The 19,261-nt window shown below is 70.8% G+C and carries 20 protein-coding genes and 1 pseudogene; 6 read left to right on the forward strand and 15 right to left on the reverse strand.

Going from position 1 to position 19,261, the window contains the following annotated elements; all coding sequences use genetic code 11:
- Positions 1-2: 2 nt before the first annotated feature.
- Positions 3-788 (reverse strand): dihydropteroate synthase, encoded by a 786-nt coding sequence (folP, locus tag HBB12_RS24995; RefSeq protein ID WP_236992886.1) that lies wholly within the window; start codon positions 786-788, stop codon positions 3-5.
- A gap of 245 nt (positions 789-1,033) precedes the next feature.
- Between folP and HBB12_RS25000 the strand changes: the two genes are divergently transcribed.
- Together HBB12_RS25000 and HBB12_RS25005 are read left to right on the forward strand one after the other, a co-directional pair.
- A complete protein-coding gene (locus HBB12_RS25000) occupies positions 1,034-1,813 on the forward strand; it encodes a quinoprotein dehydrogenase-associated SoxYZ-like carrier (protein ID WP_236991850.1) in 780 nt (259 codons plus the stop codon).
- Between the two features lie 33 nt (positions 1,814-1,846).
- Complete coding sequence (locus HBB12_RS25005; RefSeq protein WP_236991851.1) at positions 1,847-2,236, forward strand: VOC family protein; 390 nt, start codon at positions 1,847-1,849, stop codon at positions 2,234-2,236.
- 25 nt (positions 2,237-2,261) lie between these two features.
- On the opposite strand, the gene HBB12_RS25010 is transcribed toward HBB12_RS25005, so the two are convergent.
- From HBB12_RS25010 to HBB12_RS25065, 12 genes and pseudogenes are all read right to left on the reverse strand, one after another.
- The gene (locus HBB12_RS25010) at positions 2,262-2,726 is read right to left on the reverse strand and encodes a Uma2 family endonuclease (RefSeq protein WP_236991852.1); all 465 of its coding nucleotides are present in this window, start codon (positions 2,724-2,726) and stop codon (positions 2,262-2,264) included.
- Positions 2,727-2,748: 22 nt separating this feature from the next.
- Entirely contained in the window at positions 2,749-3,675 is a 927-nt protein-coding gene (locus HBB12_RS25015) for a cyclase family protein (protein WP_236991853.1), read from the reverse strand.
- 96 nt (positions 3,676-3,771) lie between these two features.
- Positions 3,772-4,101: a hypothetical protein gene (locus tag HBB12_RS25020; protein ID WP_236992887.1), complete on the reverse strand. Its 330-nt coding sequence runs from the start codon at positions 4,099-4,101 to the stop codon at positions 3,772-3,774.
- A gap of 124 nt (positions 4,102-4,225) precedes the next feature.
- Positions 4,226-5,002, reverse strand: a complete 777-nt coding sequence (locus HBB12_RS25025) for a hypothetical protein (protein WP_236991854.1) — start codon at positions 5,000-5,002, stop codon at positions 4,226-4,228.
- Entirely contained in the window at positions 4,999-6,138 is a 1,140-nt protein-coding gene (gene pqqE, locus HBB12_RS25030; RefSeq protein ID WP_236991855.1) for a pyrroloquinoline quinone biosynthesis protein PqqE, read from the reverse strand. Before pqqE ends, HBB12_RS25025 begins: the two co-directional genes overlap by 4 nt.
- A gap of 110 nt (positions 6,139-6,248) precedes the next feature.
- Positions 6,249-7,330: pseudogene (pqqC, locus tag HBB12_RS25035) on the reverse strand (pyrroloquinoline-quinone synthase PqqC).
- A 256-nt stretch (positions 7,331-7,586) separates the two neighbouring features.
- On the reverse strand, positions 7,587-8,486 hold the full coding sequence (pqqB, locus tag HBB12_RS25040) for a pyrroloquinoline quinone biosynthesis protein PqqB (protein ID WP_236991856.1): 900 nt from the start codon (positions 8,484-8,486) through the stop codon (positions 7,587-7,589).
- A 21-nt stretch (positions 8,487-8,507) separates the two neighbouring features.
- Positions 8,508-8,597, reverse strand: a complete 90-nt coding sequence (gene pqqA / locus HBB12_RS25045) for a pyrroloquinoline quinone precursor peptide PqqA (protein ID WP_048466505.1) — start codon at positions 8,595-8,597, stop codon at positions 8,508-8,510.
- A gap of 111 nt (positions 8,598-8,708) precedes the next feature.
- Positions 8,709-8,798 (reverse strand): pyrroloquinoline quinone precursor peptide PqqA, encoded by a 90-nt coding sequence (pqqA, locus tag HBB12_RS25050; RefSeq protein ID WP_048426854.1) that lies wholly within the window; start codon positions 8,796-8,798, stop codon positions 8,709-8,711.
- Between the two features lie 285 nt (positions 8,799-9,083).
- The gene (locus HBB12_RS25055; RefSeq protein WP_236991857.1) at positions 9,084-9,788 is read right to left on the reverse strand and encodes a response regulator transcription factor; all 705 of its coding nucleotides are present in this window, start codon (positions 9,786-9,788) and stop codon (positions 9,084-9,086) included.
- Positions 9,789-9,810: 22 nt separating this feature from the next.
- Positions 9,811-11,388 carry a sensor histidine kinase gene (locus tag HBB12_RS25060; protein ID WP_236991858.1) on the reverse strand — a complete coding sequence of 526 codons (1,578 nt, stop codon included), beginning with the start codon at positions 11,386-11,388 and terminating at the stop codon, positions 9,811-9,813.
- 141 nt (positions 11,389-11,529) lie between these two features.
- Entirely contained in the window at positions 11,530-12,507 is a 978-nt protein-coding gene (locus HBB12_RS25065) for an NAD(P)H-binding protein (RefSeq protein WP_236991859.1), read from the reverse strand.
- 93 nt (positions 12,508-12,600) lie between these two features.
- Between HBB12_RS25065 and HBB12_RS25070 the strand changes: the two genes are divergently transcribed.
- Entirely contained in the window at positions 12,601-13,485 is an 885-nt protein-coding gene (locus HBB12_RS25070) for a LysR family transcriptional regulator (RefSeq protein ID WP_236991860.1), read from the forward strand.
- Positions 13,486-13,508: 23 nt separating this feature from the next.
- Here HBB12_RS25070 and rnd read toward each other — a convergent pair whose 3' ends face one another.
- Both rnd and HBB12_RS25080 read right to left on the reverse strand, forming a co-directional pair.
- Complete coding sequence (gene rnd, locus HBB12_RS25075; RefSeq protein ID WP_236991861.1) at positions 13,509-14,663, reverse strand: ribonuclease D; 1,155 nt, start codon at positions 14,661-14,663, stop codon at positions 13,509-13,511.
- Between the two features lie 85 nt (positions 14,664-14,748).
- Positions 14,749-15,117: a hypothetical protein gene (locus HBB12_RS25080; protein ID WP_236991862.1), complete on the reverse strand. Its 369-nt coding sequence runs from the start codon at positions 15,115-15,117 to the stop codon at positions 14,749-14,751.
- 300 nt (positions 15,118-15,417) lie between these two features.
- On the opposite strand from HBB12_RS25080, the gene aspS reads away from it, so the two are divergent.
- The 3 genes from aspS to HBB12_RS25095 are packed head-to-tail and all read left to right on the forward strand — an operon-like array spanning position 15,418 to position 19,184.
- Positions 15,418-17,232: an aspartate--tRNA ligase gene (gene aspS, locus HBB12_RS25085; protein ID WP_236991863.1), complete on the forward strand. Its 1,815-nt coding sequence runs from the start codon at positions 15,418-15,420 to the stop codon at positions 17,230-17,232.
- Between the two features lie 9 nt (positions 17,233-17,241).
- On the forward strand, positions 17,242-18,138 hold the full coding sequence (locus HBB12_RS25090) for a glycosyltransferase family 2 protein (RefSeq protein WP_236991864.1): 897 nt from the start codon (positions 17,242-17,244) through the stop codon (positions 18,136-18,138).
- Entirely contained in the window at positions 18,135-19,184 is a 1,050-nt protein-coding gene (locus tag HBB12_RS25095; RefSeq protein ID WP_236991865.1) for an acyltransferase family protein, read from the forward strand. Before HBB12_RS25090 ends, HBB12_RS25095 begins: the two co-directional genes overlap by 4 nt.
- Positions 19,185-19,261: the final 77 nt, after the last annotated feature.

The following is a 19,261-nucleotide window of genomic DNA, read 5'->3' on the forward strand; positions in this document are numbered from 1 at the left end:
GGTCAGGCTCCGGCGCGGGAGGCGGGGCGCATGATCGCATCGACCACCTGGCAGGCCTCGACATGCGGGCGCACGTCGTGGACCCGCACGATGTCGGCCCCGAGCGACGCGGCGGCGACGTGGGCGGCGATCGAGCCGAACAGGCGGTCGGACGGCGCGGTGGCGGCGTTGTGGATGCGCCCGAGCACCGATTTGCGCGAGACGCCGACGAGGATGGGCAAGCCGAGCGACCTCAGTTCCGGCAGGCGCCGCAAGGCCTCCAGATGCTGTTCCCAGCTCTTGCCGAAGCCGATGCCGGGATCGAGCACGATGTCGCGCTCGGAGATGCCGGCCCGGCGTGCGATATCGAGCGAGCGCTCGAAGAAGGCCCGCATCTCGTCGACGATGTCGAGGCTCGGATCGACGGTCTCGCGGTTGTGCATCACCACCACCGGCGCGCCGTGATGGGCCGCGACCCGGGCGATCTCCGGCTCCCGCTGCAGGCCCCAGACGTCGTTGACGATGCGGGCGCCCGCCTTCAACGCGACCTCGGCGGTCGAGGCCTTGTAGGTGTCGATCGAGATCGGGACGGGGAGGGCGGGGGCAAGGGCCCGGATCGCCGGCAGCACCCGGGCCTGCTCCTCCTCGGCCGGCACGGGCTGATGGCCCGGCCTCGTCGATTCGCCGCCGATGTCGAGGAGGGCGGCGCCTTCCTCGACCAGGCGGGTCGCCTGCTCTCGCGCCGCATCGAGGTCCTGGAAGCGGCCGCCATCCGAGAACGAGTCGGGTGTGACGTTCAGGATGCCCATCACCAGGGTGCGGCGGCCGAGATCCGGCAGCAGGGCGGCGAGTGCAGACACGGGACGAGAATCCTCACGGGCGACCAGTCCGGGATAGGCCGGCGGGCGCCGGCGCGCAACGGTGCCCGAACTGATCACCATCCGGCGAGAGGACGCCCGAAACCGCGCTCGCTCAGGGACTTATCCTGGCATCGGGCGGCGGCGTCCTCTACATTGGTCGCAAGCGGCGAGAGGCCCGCATCCGGGAGAGCGTCATGAGAGTGTTGCCGGCCTTGATGATGGTGGCGGCTCTGGCCGGCCCGGCCGCGGCGCAGGACGACCGACCCGAGACCACCTGGCGCGAGCTGCGCCCCAGCGTCGTGGGCGAGCACCCGGTCGAGGACGGGGCCGGGCTGGTGAGCCTGGAGGCGCCCAAGCGCGCCGAGGACGCCGCCATCGTGCCGGTGACGCTCCATATCGCGATCCCCGAGGGCGATGCCCGCCGGGTGAAGAGCCTGACCCTGGTGGTGGACGAGAACCCCTCGCCGGTGGTCGGCACGATCCGGTTCGCGCAAGGGCAGCGCCATTTCGACCTCTCCACCCGCATCCGGGTGAATTCCTATTCCTACGTCCGCGCCATCGCCGAGACCGAGGATGGCGGCCTCTACATGACCAAGGCCTACGTCAAGGCGGCGGGCGGCTGCTCGGCGCCGGCGGTCAAGGACCCGGCCGAGGCCAAGGCCCATCTCGGCGAGATGCGCTTCCGCGCCTTCGCGGATCGCGGCGAGGCCCAGGTCCAGGTCCGCCACCCGAACTATTCCGGCCTGCAGATGGACCAGGTGACCCGGCTCTACACCCCGGCCTGGTTCGTCGAGTCCTTGAGCGTGCGCCAGGGCGAGACGCCGCTCTTCTCGATGAGCGGCGGCATCTCGATCAGCGAGGACCCGACCTTCCGCTTCACCTATACGGGCAATGCCGAGCCGGTGACGGTGGCGGCCAAGGACACCGAGGGGCGGGTGTTCACCCGGACCTTCCCGGCGGGCAATGGGACCTGACGGCGGAAGCTCCAGCAGGGACGATGTTTCGCGATGCGGCTCGGCTATGTGATCCTGTACGTCCCCGACGTGGCGGGAAGCGTCGCGTTCTACGAGCGCGCCTTCGGGCTGGCGCCGCGCTTCGTCCATGAGAGCGGGCAATATGCCGAGATGGAGACCGGTGCGACGGCCCTGGCCTTCGCGGAGGAAAAGTTCGTCGCAGAGACCTGCCCGGGCTTCCGCCTCAACCGCCGCGCCGAGGCGCCTTCCGGCTTCGAGGTCGGCCTGATCGCCGAGGATGTCCCGGCCGCCTTCGCCCGGGCCGTCGCGGCCGGAGCGCTGCCGGTGGCGGAGCCGGTGACGAAGCCCTGGGGCCAGGTCGTCGCCTATGTGCGGGACGGGGATGGGGTGCTGGTGGAATTGTGCAGCGCCATGGGTGGGTGACCCTCCTGCCGGAGGGCGCTCGCCGTCACACGGGGCGTCGTCGCGGCCGCAGATGCGTGCCCGCATAGAGCGCGCCGACCGGGCAGAGCAGACCGAAACGCGGCAGGATCGGCTCGTCGTCGGTGCCCGACACCACCTCCGCCAGGAGATAGGCGCGGTCGACGAAGCGGCGGCCGGGCACCGGATCATAATCGATCACTGCCACGTCCGGCTCCGGACGGTAGGCACCGGCAAACCCGAGACCTGCCAGCGCGGCAGGGCCGAGCCCGAGTTCGATCCCCACGCGCTGCACCGCCTCGCCGTCGGGATCGTGCCGCTCCAGGGCCTCGTTCAGCAGGCGTTCGAGGCGGATGGCGATCCGGTGGTGATCGATCGGCTGCGGCGTCATCATGACCGGCGTCCCATCGATCGGCTCCCAGCGCTCCTCGTCGGGCCGGCCGTCCTGGAAGGACCGGAACGCCGCCGGGGAGAGACGGCCCTGCATCGTCATACCCGTCTCCTCCTCCGCCTCCTCACGGCCCCGTCGGCCGCATCACCCCATCCGCGTCGCGGCGCAGAGGTGCGGGTTGCTGCGGCAGCGGCGCGCCCGGCACCGCATCGACGCTGACGCCGTGCGGCCAGCCCGCCGGCGCGATGGCGACGTAGCGGGCATAGCCGCCGGTGCCGCCTAGCGGCTTGGCGAAGCCGATGGCGATCAGGGCACCGGCCTCCGGCACCTGGTCGAGATTCGTCACCCCCTCGGCTTGGGCGAAGTTGTTGTGCATCAGCCAGGCCTCGCCTTCGAGGGTCGGCGTCGTGTCGGTGTCGAGCGGCTCGTGGCCGTGGAACAGGATCTTGCGCTCGAGATGCAGGAACTGCAGCGCCGCGAGGCTCACGCCGGGGAACGGCTTCTGCCGGAACCGCTCTCCTTCCGCCCAGCGCTTCGACCAGTCGGAGCGCACCATCACCACGGCCCCGGCCGGGATGCGGCCGTGCTTCTCTTCCCAGGCCGCGATGTCGGCGACCTGAAGGTGGTAGCCCTCATCGCGGGCGACCTTGGCCGAGATGTCGATCGCCGCGAGCGGCCGCAGGGTGTAGGTGGCCGGCAGGTCGCTGATCGTCGCGCCGCGCGGGTTCCAATGCGCCGGCGGGTCGAGCTGGGTGCCGTACTGGTCGGTCGGCAGCTCGTAGGCGGTGGCGACGAAACCGTGGGTCTCGTAGGTGAAGACGTCGCCTTGCCTGGCAAAGCCGTCGAGGGTGCGCCCGGCCCGGGCCGGCTTGAAGCGGGCGCCGGCAAAGCCCGGCCAGACCGGCTGCACCGGCGCGAAGGCGTGGGTGAGGTCGATATACTTCGCCGAGCGGAGTTTTTGGTCGTAGAGCGCCCACAGGGAGAGGTCGTCCGCCATGGCCGGCCTGGCGAGAAGTCCCGCCGCCAGCACCCATCCCATGAGCCGCTTCATCGCGCATCCCCGCCGATCGAGAGGCACCCAGAGTGCCGGCCCGCGGGCGGAGCCGCAACCGCCCCGGGCGCTCTCGCGCACGGGGGAGGCACGCCGTCAGTTCGCGCTCGGCCGGTAGCAGCGGATCTCCGCCTCGGCCTGGGCCCGGCGCAGCTCGGCGATCTTGTCGTCGAACATCTTGGTCGAGCGGAACTCGTTGGCGCGCTGGCCGATACCCTGGCGCATGCCCAAGATGGTCGAGGCCTGGACGTACTTGTCGTAGGGAAGGATCGCCGCGATGGCGTCGATCGAGCAGGCGCATTTCGTCAGCGCCTCGCGGGTCTGGCCGTTGGCCGCCATGCAGCCGAACACGTAATCGGCCCGCGCCTCGGTCGGGTAATCGTTGTCGTCGGCCCGCGCGGAGCCGAGGCCGGCCGCGACCAGCAGGCCGCCCGCGAGGAATCCCTGAACGAGAGCATCGCCCAATCGCGTTGCGATCGGACGCTGCTCTCGGTTGTTGTTTTTGCCGCATTGTCTGCGACGAACCGGTGTCCACTTCGTCGGAAAATGCTCAAGCATTCGGTTCATAGGTCAGCGTTTCCTGAAGCAGAATTCCGCCGTCGGGGCTCGTCGCCCGGGCGTCGATCGAGACGATCTGGCCGGCCACCTTCGGGGAGACCACGAAGGTGTAGGTCAGGCTGTCGAAGCCGCGCAGGCGGTCGCGGACCGGATCGTCGACGAAGGGCCGCGCCACGACGCGCCAGCCCGGCTCCGTCCTGCCGTCGACCTCGACCTCGGTCGGAGTCACGGTCGCATTCTCCCGCAACGCGCGCCGGATGCCGTTCTTGATGTAGCGCGGATTGCCCTTGAGCACCTTGGCGAGGTCGTCGAGGTGATGCTCGAGGAAGCGCACCATCACGGGGTTGCCCGGGATGTCCTCGTAGGTCGCGGTCGGCATCCGGCGCTCGCCGGAGAACATCTCGACCTTGAGATTGCGGTTCTCCGCGCTCGCGCCCGGCGCCACCTCCTCGCGGATGCGGTCCTCGACCGGGGGGCCGAACGGCGCGCCGTCGATGCCGCTGAAGCGGGTGTAGCGGTAGCTGAGCACCTGGCCCGGCCGGGTATTGGCGAGCTGGTTGGTCTCGAACAGCAGGGTGGTGGCGTTCGGCGGCGTGGCTTGAGCGGGGGCAGCTTGGACCGGGGCGGCAGCTTGGACCGGGATAGCTTGGACCGGAATAGCTTGGGCTGGCGCGCTTTGCGGCGGCGTGGTCGGGGAGGGCGTGTCTTGCGCGAGAGCCCGGCCGCCGAGGAGGGCGGACAGAAGACCAACCAGGACGAGACGGCTCACACGGGTGCTCCCTCGGGCACAGCGGCGCGGGGTGCGCCGCCGATGGTGCGGTACTGGTAGTCGGGCGCGGTTTCCAGCGCCGATTCGGCGATCGCCAGGGCCTGGACCTTGCCGTGGAGCGGCGACAGCGAGCAGGCCGGATCGGTCGCCGCGGCATCGCCCGCCAGCGCCAGGGCCTGGCAGCGGCAGCCGCCCCAATCCTTCTCGCGCCGGTCGCAGGAGCGGCAGGGCTCCTTCATCCACTCGGTGCCGCGATAGGCCCGGAAGGCCGGCGAGTCGGCCCAGATCTCCGCCAGCGAACGATCCTGGACGTGCCAGAAGTCGAGGCCGGGAATCGTCTCGGCGGCGTGGCAGGGCAGCACCTTGCCGGTCGGCGTGACGTTCATCAGCCGCCTTCCCCAGCCGCCGGCGCAGGCCTTGGGGTACTTGGCGTAGTAATCCGGCACGACGAGGTCGATGACGAGCTGACCTTTGAGGCGCTCGCGCGCCTCCTCGACGGTGCGGATCGAGCGGTCGACATCGGCCTTCGCCGGCATCAGGGCGGCGCGGTTGACGTAGGCCCAGCCGTAATACTGGGTGTGGGCCACCTCCAGGCGCTTGGCGCCGAGACGGACCGCGAGATCGATCAGCGCCGGCACCTCGGCGATGTTGCCGCGGTGGATCACGGCGTTCAGCGTCAGCGGCAGGCCGAGCGCCGTCACCCGCTCGGCGAAGGCGAATTTCTGCGGTTGCGCGTTCTTGAGGCCGCCGATGCGCTCGGCATTGGCCGCCTCGACCGCCTGGACCGAGAGCTGCACGTGGTCGAGCCCGGCCTCGGAGAGCGCGTCGAGCTTGTCGAGCGCGCCGGCCACCCCGGAGGTGATCAGGTTCGAGTAGAGCCCGAGTTCGGCGCAGGCGCGGGTGATGTCGACGATGTCCTGCCGCGCCGTCGGCTCGCCGCCGGAGAGGTGGACGTGGAGCACGCCCAACGCCGCCGCCTCGCGGAGCACCCGCTGCCAGGTCGCCGTGTCGAGCTCGGCCGAGCGCCGGTCGAGTTCGAGCGGGTTCGAGCAATAGGGGCAGCGCAGCGGGCAGCGATGCGTCAGCTCGGCGAGGAGCCCGATCGGGGCCGGCAGAGTGGGCGTGACGGCGTTCATGACTGTCCCTCCCGGGGCTCTAAGCAGGCCTGGCGATGCAAGCCCGCTCGGAGTTTTGTTTCGTCGCAGATTTTTGTCGCAAAACCGGCCGCCACTTTTGCGAAATCTGCTTACGCCGCCGGCACGGTCTCGAGCACGCGCTTGAGCAGCAGGCCGTCCAGCATGGTGATCACGTCGGGCTCGATGATCGCGGCGTCGACTTCGTATTGCCGGCTCAAGGCCTCGGCGATGGCCCGGATGCTGCGCGACCCGTCGACGAGGCCCAGCACCGCGACGGCGTTCTGGTCGAGGTCGAAGGTGCGCTCGGGGGCGAGCAGCACATGGGCATCGCGCACCGTGTCGTGGCGCAACCGCACCCCGCGGGGCAGGCGCGGCACGCTGTCGGGGGTCAGGCTCATGCGCCCTCTCCCGTGCGCAGCCCCTCACCGGGCTGCCAGGCATCCGGCGGGATCATCCCGGGGGACACGTAGGCGAAGTAGAGCGCGTCGAGCTGGGTCCACAGCACGCTGCACTTGAAGCGGAGCGCATCGAGGGCTCGAGCCTGCTGCTCCGGTGTGACGGCGTGGCGCTTCACGTAGTCGAGGGCGAAATCGGCGTCGCGCGGCGCCTGGGTCAGGCGCTTGTCGAAATAGGCCAGGGTCTCGCGGGTGATGAAGTCGTAGTTCTTCAGCATCCCGGCGACGCGCTCGGAGATGATGGTCGGCGAGAACATCTCGGTGAGCGAGGACGCGATGGCCTCGAGCAGCGAGCGCTCGGCGACGAAATGCACGTAGGCCTCGACCGAGAAGCGGGTCGCGGAGAGGATGCCCCTGGTCGAGAGCACGTAGTCGCGATCGAAGCCGACGCCCTCGGCGAGCTTCAGCCAGCGCTCGATGCCGCCGTCGCCCTCGTGGTCGCCGTCATGGTCGACGATGCGTTGGCGCCAGACCCGGCGGAGATTCGCGTCCGGCAGGCGCGCCAGCAGGGTGGCGTCCTTCACCGGGATCATCGCCTGGTAATAGTAGCGGTTGAGCGCCCAGGCCCGCACCTGGTCCTTGTCGAGCTTGCCGTCGTGCAGCAGGCGGTGGAACGGGTGCAGGTTGTGGTAGCGCCGCGCCCCGATGTCGCGCAGCGCCGCTTCCAGCTCCGCCGGGGAGAGCAGACGGTCGGCGGGCTCGGTCGGGCCGATGGCAAGGGCGAGGGAAGCAGTCATGGCGTCGGGCGTCCTGAAGGGTCCGGCTTCTTCGTTAGCGGTTGTCCCGTGGGCGGGAATTTGATCTGCCGCAAGGAGGGGTCAAGGGCGACCAAAGTGCGTGGGGGCTGCGATGTCTCGGTAGGATTGGGCTCAAAGAGCCAACCTCTCACGCTGAAGCGCGGGGAGAGGGGAAAACCGGCGCCACGTCCTTCCCTGGATAGCCCTTCCCATACGGGCGAGGGGCTCCCGCATTCCTCTCGTCGAGAACGAAGCCTCACACCCGCAGCGTCAGCCCGTCATGGGCCACGACCCACCCCGCCGCCTCGACGCCGCGGCGCTCCTCCGAGTCCTCGACCAGCACCGGATTGGTGTTGTTGATGTGGACGAAGACCCGCCGGCCGATCGGGAGATCGGCGAGCGCCGCCACCGAGCCGCCCTCGCCGATCATCGGCACGTGGCCCATGCGCCAGCCGGTCTTGGTGCCGACGCCGGCGCGGATCATGTCGTCGTCGGCCAGCACGGTGCCGTCGAACAGGAGCGCGTCGACCCCGGAAATCCGCGCCCTCAGCCCGTCCGTGACGCGGGCGCAGCCCGGCACGTAGGCGAGGCGCCTGCCCCCGGCCTCGATCATCGCGCCCACCGTGGTCTCGGTCTCGGCGCCGATTTCCGGCGTGCCGTCCTCGAGCCAGAGCGGGACCTTGCCGGGCACCGGGAACAGCGTGACGGTGAGGCCCGGCACCGGCGAGAACGGTTGGTTCAGGGCGATCTCGCTGCGCTCCACCACGCCCTGCGCCATCACGTCGAAGACGCGGTTGGCCCCGATCGAATCGAGGATGCCCCGCGTGGCGTGAAGGCGGAAGGGCTGGCCTTCGCGCAGGGTGAGCAGGCCCGCGACGTGGTCGACGTCGCCGTTGGTCAGCAGCACCGCCCGGATCGGCGAGTGGCGCAGGCCCTCGCGCGGGTGCAGGGAAGGCGTGTCGAACAGCTGCTGGCGGATATCGGGTGAGGCGTTCACCAGGAGCCAGGAATCGCCGTCGGCGGAGACGGCGAGGCTCGACTGGGTGCGGGGCAGGACCCGGCGGTCGCCGGCCCGGGCCATGGCGCAGATCGGGCAGCGGCAGTTCCACTGCGGCACGCCCCCGCCCGCCCCGGACCCCAGAACGATGGCGTGCATGATCTTACGGCCGATCCGGTTTTAGTTGAAGGGATCGATCTCGGCGGATTCGTAGGACGTGACTTCCATGCCGACGCAGATTTCGGCAACGATGGGCAGCGACCAGGTCATGCTTTCCTCCTTGGACTTCGGCGAACGATCCGGCTCGAATGGCCGGTTGGACGATCGTTAAGTCGCGCGCCGTCCGGCGGGGGACCGCCGGAGGCGCAGACCGGTGAGCCCTTAGTTGAAGGGATCGATCTCGGCCGACTCGTAGCTGGTGACTTCCATGCCGACGCAGACTTCGGCGACGACGGGCATCGACCACTTCATGGCGTTTCTCCTGATCGGCGAAACCTCTAAGAGGTTCCTAAGACTCTGAGATGACAGGGTTTTCCGTCACCTCGGGATATATCGGCAATCGTTGCCCGGAGTGCAAGCGCTATTTTGCCGAAAGGCCGAGACGGTTAAGGCCGGCGTTTCTCAGACCGGTCTTATTGTGCCGAATCGTCATGGGCTTAGCCCGCATCGATTGTGCCCAAAATAATTTCGTCCCTAACGAAGCTCGGCTTCGTGCATGGTTCGTCCCTGACGAAGCTCGGCTTCGTGCATGGTTAGTCATTGGCGAAACCCGGCCTCGTGCATGTCGAGCATGAAGCCGCGGCCGCGCACGGTGACGAGGCTGGGGCCGCCGGCCCGGACGATGTCGGCGAGCTTGGTGCGCAGGTAGCCGACATAGACGTCGACCACGTTGAGGGAGAGGCCGCCCTGGCTGGCCCAGAGCCTGTCGAAGATGTCGCCCCGCGTGACCGGGCGGCTCGCCTGCTCCATCAGGATCGCCAGCAATTCCGCCTCGCGCTGGGTCAGGCGGGCGGTGACCTCGCCGAAGCGGACCTGCCGTGTGGCGAGGTCGAGGGAGAGCCGCCCGGCGCTGACCAGGGTGCGGGATTCGCCGGTCGCGCGCCGCCTTTGCAGGTGGACGCGCAGGCGCGCCAGCAATTCGTCGAACACGAACGGCTTGACGATGTAGTCGTCGGCCCCGACCGCCAGGCCGTCGACCCGGTCGCCGACCTCGTCCTTGGCGCTCAAGAAAAGAATCGCCCCCGGATAGCCGCCCTCGCGCAACGAGCGGCAGACGTCGTGGCCCGAGCCGTCCGGCAGCATGTTGTCGAGCAGCACCGCCTCGGGCACCCGCTCGCGGGCGGCGGTCAGCGCCTCGTCGACCCCGCCCGCGAGATCGACGCCGAAGCCCTCGGCGGAGAGGCCCCGCGCCAGCATCGCACGGATGTCGCCGTCATCCTCGACGATGAGAACGTGGTTCATGCGCGGTCTCCCGCTCGCCGGTTCATGCCGCGTCCTCCCTCATGTCCTCGCCGGGCAGCTCCAGGATCACCCGCGCGCCCGGGCCGCCCGATTCCAGGCGGATCACCCCATCATGGCGCTCAACGACCCAGCGCGCCAGTGCGAGCCCGATGCCGAAGCCGGAGGCGGCCGGACCCGGCCCGCTCCCCCGCCGGAAACGCTCGAACAGGCCCTCCGATTCCGGCGGGAAGCCCGGGCCGTCGTCGCTCACCGTCACGGTGGCGCCGCTGCCATGGGCCGCGAAGCCGAGCCGGACCTGAGTGGCGCCGACCGCGTGCCTGAGCGCGTTGTCGATCAGCCCCTCGACGATCTGGCGCAGCCACTCGGCATCGGCCAGTACCTCGACGTCGGCGGCGCTCGGCTCCAGCACGAGCGCGATGCGGCGGCGCCCGGCCTCCGGCGCGCAGCTCTCCACCGCTTCCGCCAGGATGGCGGCGAGGCCGACCGGCCGGCGCTCCAGGGCGATCTCGCCGGATTCCGAGCGCGCGACCCGCAGCATGTCGCCGACCCGGCGGTGCAGCCGCAGGGCCCGCTTGCGGATGGTGGCGATGACCGGACGGAGATGGTCGGGCGTGTCGGGGGAGCGGGCGGCAAGGTCGCATTCGCCGAGGATCACGGTGAGCGGCGTGCGCAGCTCGTGGCTGACATCGGCGAAGAAGCGCCGGCGCGAGCGGTCGATCTCCTCGAGCCGCGCATTGGCGCCGCGCAGGTCGGCGGTGGCCCGGGCGACGGTCTCCTCCAGGGCGGCCCGGTCGGCGGCGACCCGGATCTCGCGTCGCTTCAGCCGCGCCGCCATGCGGTTGAAGCTGGCCACCAGCAGGCCCAGCTCGTCGTGGCTCGCTACCGGCAGACGGGTGTCGAGCTCGCCTCGGCCGATCGCCGCGGCCCCGGCCCGGATCGCCTCGATCCGTCGCAGGATCGGACGGGTCAGGCCCTGGTGCAGCAGGACGAGGAGCAGCACGATCACCACGGCCGCCGCCACCGCGACGAGGCGCATCCGGCCCGCGAGCCGCCGGACCTCCGCCGCGGAGGCCTCGACCGCCCGGCGCTCGGCCTCGACCAGGAAGGTGAGGGGCTGGCCCGTCACCGCCCCGAAGGCGTTGAGCGCCCCCCGGATCGCGTCGGCGCGCCGGGCCGAATCCGGTTCGCGCTGGATCTGCGCCACCTGCCGGTCGAGCATGGCGCGGGCGGCGCGCAGGCGCGCGAGCGGACGGGCTCGCGCCGTATATTGCGTGCGATCGAGGACCCCGCCGGCCCCGGCGACCGCCCGGCTCACGCCCTCGTCGACGGCGTTCAGCGCCTTGTCGACCTCGTTGCGGGCATTGGCCAGCCGCTCGGGCCGGCCCGGATTGTCGCTCACCGCCTCGACGGCGGCGAGGCCGAACTCGGTCAGACGCCCGGACAGTTCGGCGATCAGTTCCAGGCGCACCTGCGCGTCGAGCGTCGCGTCGAGGGTGCGCTCGGCGGTGTGCAGGGCGCCGTAGAGGCCGATCGCCGCCAGCACCACGAGGGAAGCCGCGCTCCCGACCAGCAGCCCGAATCGTACCCTGAGCGATCCCATCCCGGCGCGACACTCCCGTTCCGCCCGTCATCCTGACCGGGGTCGCCGGTCGGCGCGAGGTACCGATCGGTGGGGGCACCCCCGCAGCACGTCCTGCATACCGCCCGGCCAGCGCGACCGCCAACGCGGCCGGACCGCGTCTCAGCCCGCGCGCCTTTCCGAGAGGCACCCCAACCCCGCCAGCGTCTCCCGCGCCGCCACGTCGAGCGGGGTATGCGGCTCGTGCCCGAGAAATTCCATCAGCCCGGCATTGTCCATCCGCAGCGGTTCCCGCCACAGGTAGCGCATTTCGCGGATCTCCCGCGCCAGCGGCCAGAACGGCGCGGCGAGCGGCAGGAGGCCCCAGGGGAAGCGCCGCACCTTCACTTTGCCGCCGGCCGCGCGGGCGATGGCGGCGATCATCTGCCGGCCGTCCGGGTCCCAGTGGCCGTCCATGTTGAACGTCGCGAAGCGGGGCAGGTCCGCCTCGCGCGCGGCCAGCCGCACCAACGTCTCGGCGACGTCGGGCAGGTAGGCCCATTGGTGGCCGATCCCCGGGGTACCCGGATCGAGCACGGTTCGCACCGGCTTGCCCGGCCGCACCAGGGCGGCGGAGAACCAGGAATTGGCGGTGGTGCGCGGGCCGAAGAAGTCGCCGGCCCGCAGGACCAGGCTGCGTATGCCGGACTCGCGCAGGCCGTCCTCCATGGCGATGCGGATGCGGCCCTTCGCGGTCCGGGGCGTCCGGGGCGCATCGGCGCCCGGGTTCGGGCCGGCGTCGCGTCCGTAGACGTAGACGTTGCCGGGCAGGATCAACCGGGCCTCGGCGGCCCGGGCGGCCGCGATCGAGGCGTCGAGCATCGGCAGGACCAGCCGGTCCCAGTCGCGGTAGCCCGGCGGGTTGACCGCGTGGACGATCAGCGACGCGCCCGAGGCCGCCGCGATCACGTCGCCGGGCACCATCGCGTCGCCCCGCATCCAGGCGAAGCCGTCCGCCTCATGGGCGACACCCTCCCGGGCGAGGCGGGCCGGATCGCGGTGCAGGGCCCGCACCGTCCAGCCCTCGGTCAGGAGGCGCCGCGCCACCGCGCCTCCCACCCCGCCCGTCGCGCCCAGCACCAGGGCCGTCCTCGTCGTCATCGCGCGCTCCTCGTTCGCCGTCGGCGAAAGATGTGCCAGGGGAGGGGTACGACGAGAATTGCCGAAGCACGGCGAGTCGCTATACGATTTCGTATGGCCGAACCGAGCTGGGACCATTTTCGCGCCGCGCTCGCCGTGCTGGAGGAGGGCTCGCTTTCCGGCGCTGCCCGGGCGCTCGGCCTGACGCAGCCGACCCTCGGCCGGCAGGTCGCGGCCCTGGAGCAGGCCTTGGGCACGGCCCTGTTCACCCGCTCGCCCACCGGCCTCGTGCCGACCGAGGCCGCCCTGACCCTCGCCCCCTATGCGCGCTCCCTGAAGGCGACCGCGGAGGCGCTACGCCGGGCGGTGGCGGCGGATGCGGAGGGACTGTCGGGCCGGGTGCGGATCACGGCGTCCGAGGTCGTCGGCGCCGAGGTGCTGCCGCCGATCCTGGCTGCCTTGCACGCGCGCCATCCGGGTCTCGCCCTCGACGTGGTGCTGTCCGACCGGATGCAGGACCTGCTGCGGCGGGATGCCGATATCGCCGTGCGGATGGCTCCGCCGACGCAAGAGGCGCTGGTGGCGCGGCGGGTCGGCACCGTGACCTTGGGCCTCTACGGCCACCGCCGCTACCTTGAGCGGCGCGGCGTACCGGAAGTCCCGGCGGATCTGGCGCAGCACAGCGTGATCGGCTTCGACGCCGAGACGCCGTTCCTGCGGGCGATGATGCGGGTGACGCCCGCGCTCGGTGAGACCTCCTTCGCCTGGCGCAGCGACAGCACGCTGGCCCAGCTCGCGGCGCTCCGGGCCGGCTTCGGCCTCGGCGCCTGCCACACGGCGCTCGCCGCCCGCGACCCGGAGCTGATCCGGGTGCTGCCGGAGATTTTTTGGGAGTTGCCGACCTTCGTGGTGATGCACGAGGACCTGCGCGCCTTGCGGCGCTGCCGGATGGTGTTCGACGCCCTGGCGGAGGGGATGGCGGAGTATTGCCGGGAGTGAGCCCGGTTAAGCCTCGCCACCCCTCACGGCAACTCCCGCACCACCACACGCCCGCCCTGTGCCGAGAGCGCCAGGCGCCCGGCCTTGAGCGCCAGCGCCTTCTCGCCGAACAGCCCGCGGCGCCAGCCGTGCAGCACCGGCACGTCGGCCGCGTCGTCCTCGGCGAGCGCCTCGAGGTCGTCGACGGTCGCGATGATCTTGGGCGCCACCCGCTCGTCCTCGCAGACCGCCTTCAGCAGCACCTTGAGGAGCTCGACGAGCGCCCCGTTGCCGCCGCTGCGGGCGCGGCCGCGCTCAGGGGTCGGCACCGTCGAGGGCTCGCGGGACAGGCCGCGCTCGACCGCCGCCAGGATGTCGGCGCCGGTGCGCGAGCGCTCGAACCCGGCGGGGATGGTGCGCAAGCGGCCCAGGGCCTCGACGCTGCGCGGCGCCGAGGTGGCGATGTCGATCACCGCCTCGTCCTTCAGGATGCGCCCGCGCGGCACGTTGCGGCTCTGCGCCTCGCGCTCGCGCCAGGCCGCCACCTCCATCAGCACCGCGATCTCGCGCGCCTTGCGCATCCGGGAGCTCAGGCGCTTCCAGGCCTGGTCCGGATCGGCCTTGTAGGTATCGGGGGAGGTGAGGACCGCCATCTCCTCGTCGAGCCAGGCGCCGCGGTCGGTGGCGACCAGTTCCCGCCCCAAGGCCTCGTAGACCTTGATGAGGTGGGTGACGTCCGACAGGGCGTAGCTCAGCTGCGCGTCCGAGAGCGGCCGGCGCGACCAGTCGGTGAAGCGCGACGACTTGTCGATCTTCGCCTTGGCGACGTCGTTGACCAGCTGCTCGTACGAGACCGAGTCGCCGTAGCCGCAGACCATCGCGGCGACCTGGGTGTCGAAGAACGGCTGCGGCAGCAGACCGCCGAGCAGCCAGATGATCTCGAGATCCTGCCGCGCCGAGTGGAAGACCTTCAGCACGCCCTCGTCGCCCATCAGGGCGAAGAACGGCGCGAGGTCGATCTCGGGCGCCAGCGGATCGACGAGCGCGGTCGACCCGTCCGGTGCCGCGATCTGGATCAGGCACAGCTTCGGATAATAGGTCGTCTCGCGCATGAACTCCGTGTCGACGGTCACGAAGGGTTGCGTGGCGAAGCGCGCGCAGGCGGAGGCGAGTTCTTCCGTCGAAGTAATCAGCTTCATAGGACCGGCTATAGCGGAGCCCGCCGCCGAGGGCGAGAGACCGGCACCGTGGGTTATGGGGATTGGGCGGCGCGACACGCGAAAATCACGCGGCGCGCGGCCTGTTCCGGCGCAGGGCAGCGGCGCGGGCCCGCCGTGTCCCTTCCGCCCGGCGGGTGAGCCAGTCGAGGATGTTGCGCTCCACCCGCTCGCCGGTCTCCCGGTCGGTCAGGCGGTGGATGCGGTCGGCGCGAAAGCCCCGGTAGCCGTCCCGGTCCCGGTCGGTGCCGCCGACCAGCACGCGGCCCGGGCCGATCTTGAGTTCGCGCGCCTGCAGCCGGCGCACGCTCCAGGCGCCGTTGCCGTCCTCGTAGACGAGTTCGAACCGGCCCTCGATCGGCAGCACCCGCCAGGTCCCGTCCTGGCGCTCGATGAATTGGCGCTCGATGAACGTGTCCTTGCTCTCGGTCGGCATGACTCGGGCCTCCGGTCGCGGCGTGTGGCGCGCCGTGGGCGCGTCCCACGGCGGATCGGGCAGGGTACCGGCGGGCGGCTCGAAGGAGCCGAAAAAGCTGTTCTGATCCATGGGGATAATATAATTGTTCGTTGTTTGTTCCACAAGTGCGAACGCGCCCGCATCGGGCCCCCGCGCTTGACTTCGCTCCCCCCTTCGCGAATGGGTGCCGCACGTTTTCGCGTGCGGGTGAAATGCCCGCGCGCCCGGCCTAGCGGCCCAGTCGAGACAGCCCAGACTCTGGACAGCGAAGACACGCCCATGCACCGCTATCGTTCCCATACCTGCGGGGCGCTCCGCCCGTCCGAAATCGGCGCGACCGTCCGCCTCTCCGGCTGGTGCCACCGCGTCCGCGACCATGGCGGCGTGCTGTTCATCGACCTGCGCGACCATTACGGCATCACGCAATGCGTGATCGACGCCGATTCCGCGGCCTTCAAGGCGGCGGAAGCCGTACGCTCCGAGTGGGTGATCCGCATCGACGGCCGGGTGCGCCAGCGGCCGGCCGGCACCGAGAACGCGGAGCTGCCGACCGGCGCGGTCGAGGTCTACATCACCGATCTCGAGGTGCTGGGCGCCGCCGCCGAACTGCCGATGCCGGTCTTCGGCGACCAGGATTACCCCGAGGAGACGCGGCTCAAGTACCGCTTCCTCGACCTGCGCCGCGAGAAGCTGCACGCCAACATCATGCGCCGCGGCGCGATCATCGATTCGCTGCGCCGGCGGATGCGCGAGGGCGGGTTCTTCGAGTTCCAGACCCCGATCCTCACCGCCTCGTCGCCGGAAGGAGCGCGTGACTTCCTGGTGCCGTCGCGCCTGCATCCGGGCAAGTTCTACGCCCTGCCGCAGGCCCCGCAGCAGTTCAAGCAGCTCACGATGATCGCCGGCTTCGACCGGTACTTCCAGATCGCGCCCTGCTTTCGCGACGAGGACGCCCGCGCCGACCGCTCGCCGGGCGAGTTCTACCAGCTCGACATCGAGATGAGCTTCGTCACCCAGGAAGACGTGTTCCAGGCGGTGGAGCCGGTCCTGCGCTCGGTGTTCGAGGAATTCGCCGACGGCAAGCGGGTCTCGCCGAGCTTCGTGCGCATCCCCTACGCCGAGGCGATGCTGAAATACGGCGTCGACAAGCCGGACCTGCGCAACCCGCTCGTCATCGCCGACGTGACGCAGGAATTCCTGCGCGAGGACGTGACCTTCAACGCGTTCAAGAACGCCATCAAGGCCGGCGGCGTGGTCAGGGCGGTTCCCGCCCCCGGTGCCGCGTCGCAGCCGCGCTCGTTCTTCGACAAGCTCAACGACTGGGCCCGCTCCGAGGGCGCGCCCGGCCTCGGCTACATCGTGTTCGAGGAGGAGGGCGGCCAGCTCACCGGCCGCGGCCCGATCGCCAAGTTCATCCCGGCGGAGGCGCAAGCGGCGATCGCCGCCAAGGCCGGCATCAAGGCCGGCGACGCGGTGTTCTTCTCCGCCGGGCCCGAGGCCAAGGCGGCGGGGCTCGCCGGCAAGGCCCGCATCCGCGTCGGCGACGAATTGGCCCTGTCCGACAAGGACCAGTTCGCCTTCTGCTGGATCACCGACTTCCCGATGTACGAGTGGAACGAGGACGAGAAGCGGGTCGATTTCTCGCACAACCCGTTCTCGATGCCGAATTTCGACCACGACGCCTTCATGGCCCTCGACCCCGAGGACCACGCGACGATCCTCGGCATCAAGGCGTTCCAGTACGACATCGTCTGCAACGGCATCGAGTTGTCGTCGGGCGCGATCCGCAACCACCGTCCCGAGGTGATGGAGAAGGCCTTCGGCCTCGCCGGCTACCCTCGGGAAGTGCTGGAGGCGAAGTTCGGCGGCATGCTGAACGCGCTGAAGCTCGGCGCTCCCCCGCACGGCGGCATCGCCCCGGGTGTCGACCGCATCGTGATGCTCCTCTGCAACGAGCCGAACATCCGCGAGGTGGTGCTGTTCCCGATGAACCAGCGCGCCGAGGACCTGATGATGAACGCGCCGTCCGAGGTGACCACCAAGCAGCTGCGCGAGCTGCATATCCGCCTCAACCTGCCGCAGAAGCAGGGCTGATCGGCGGACGTGCCCGGTCTCGTCGCGGTCGTCGTCGCGCATGACAGTGCCGGCGTGCTGCCGGCCTGTCTCGCGGCGCTCGCCCGCGAGCACGTGCCGGCCCTCGTCGTCGACAATGCCAGCCGCGACGGCTCGGCGGACCTCGCCGCCCGTCTCGGCGCGAGGGTGCTGCGGCTGCCCCGCAACGAGGGCTACGGCCGGGCCAACAATGCCGGCATCTGGGCGGCGGGGCGGGCGGAATACGCGCTGATCGTCAACCCCGACGTGGAGTTGCAGCCGGGTGCGGCCGACGCGTTGCTCGCCGCGGCCGAGGCCTATCCCGATGCCGGGCTGTTCGCGCCGCGCATCGTCGAGCCGGACGGGCGCTTCTTCTTCCAGCCGCGCTCGCTGCTCGCGCCCTATCTCACCAATCCTGGCGGTAAGCTCCATCCGCCCGAGGCCGATGCCTGCGCGCCGTTCCTGTCCGGCGCCTGCCTGATGGTGCGCCGCGACCTGTTCCTGGCGCTCGGCGGGTTCGATCCGAACATCTTCCTGTTCTACGAGGACGACGACCTCTGCCGCCGGATCGCCGACGGGGGGAGGGCGCTGATCCACGTCCATGGCGCCGTGGCGCTCCACGGCCGCGGCGCATCGAGCGCGCCGGAGCCCGGCCGGGTGCGCCGCTCGCGCTGGCACCAGGCCTGGTCGCGGGCCTACGTCTCGCGCAAATACGGCCTGCCCGACCCGACCGGGGCGATGCTGGTCAAGAACGGGATCAAGGCGCTGCTCGCCGCCCTGGCCTTCCGGCGCTCCGGGTTGGAGCGCTACGGCGGCTCGGTCGCCGGCGCCTGGGCGGCCCGCAAGGGCCGCACGGCGCTGGCGCAGGAGGGCCTGGCCGAGGCGCCGCCGGAGGCTGCGCCGTGGTGACGGTCGCCGACGGTCTCGCCCGACCGCACAACGCCTTCGGGGCGGTCCGGCTGGCGCTGGCGCTCCTCGTCGTGGTCTCGCACGCCTTCAGCGTCACCACCGGCGCCGTCCTCGACGAGCCGCTGATGCATCTCACCGGCTACACGCTGGGCGAGCACGCAGTGAACGGCTTCTTCGCCGTCTCCGGCTTCCTCGTCACGATGAGCCTGATGCGCCGCGGCCCGCGCGACTACGTCGTCGCCCGGGCGTTGCGCATCGTCCCCGGGCTGGTGGCGGCGACCCTCGTCGTGGCCCTCGGCCTCGGCAGCCTGATGACCACCTCGAGCCTCCCGGCCTATTGGAGCGATCCGGGCCTGTGGCGGTTCATCCAAGGAACGCTCACCACCTTCAAGAGCAATGCCGCCCTGCCGGGGGTCTTCTCGGACAACCCGTTCCGGTTCCCGATGGGCACGGTCTGGACGCTCAAATACGAGGTCCTGTGCTACCTCGGCCTGCTGGCGGCGGGACTTTTCGGAGCTCTGCGCCAGCGCTGGCTCGCTCCGCTTCTGGTCGCCGGACTCTTCGTGGCCCTTAGCCTCGCCGGCCTGCGGGCTGGCGAGATGCCGAAGGGCCTCGAGACGAGTTTGCGCCTGCCGCTGATCTTCGCCGCCGGCGCCGCGCTCTTCCTCCATGCCGATCGCGCCCGGCTGAGCTGGCCGCTCGCCTTCGCGCTGCTCGCGCTCGCGGCTCTCCTGCACGGCACCGCCCTCTACCCGCCCGCGCTCTTCCTCGCCGAGGCCTATGCCGTCCTCTGCCTCGGCCTCAGACCCCCCCTGCGGCACCCCGCCCTCGATCCGCGGGCCGACCTCTCCTACGGCACCTATCTCTACGGCTGGCCGATCCAGCAGAGCCTGCACGCGCTGTTTCCCGCGGTCTCGGCCGGGTGGCTGCTGCCGCCCTCGCTCCTCCTCACCCTCGCGGTGGCGGCCCTGTCCTGGCACTTCGTCGAGCGGCCGGCGCTCGGCTGGAAGGCGAGGCTGATCGGGCGGCGGGCGGCCGCGGACTGACGCGGGCCGAGGCCCCGCCCTCCGCGGCGTTGCCGAAAATTTGAGCAAAACCGCCCCAGCCCCGGCGTGATCCGCAC

The organism is Methylobacterium sp. SyP6R, assembly GCF_019216885.1.
Taxonomy (GTDB): Bacteria; Pseudomonadota; Alphaproteobacteria; order Rhizobiales; family Beijerinckiaceae; genus Methylobacterium.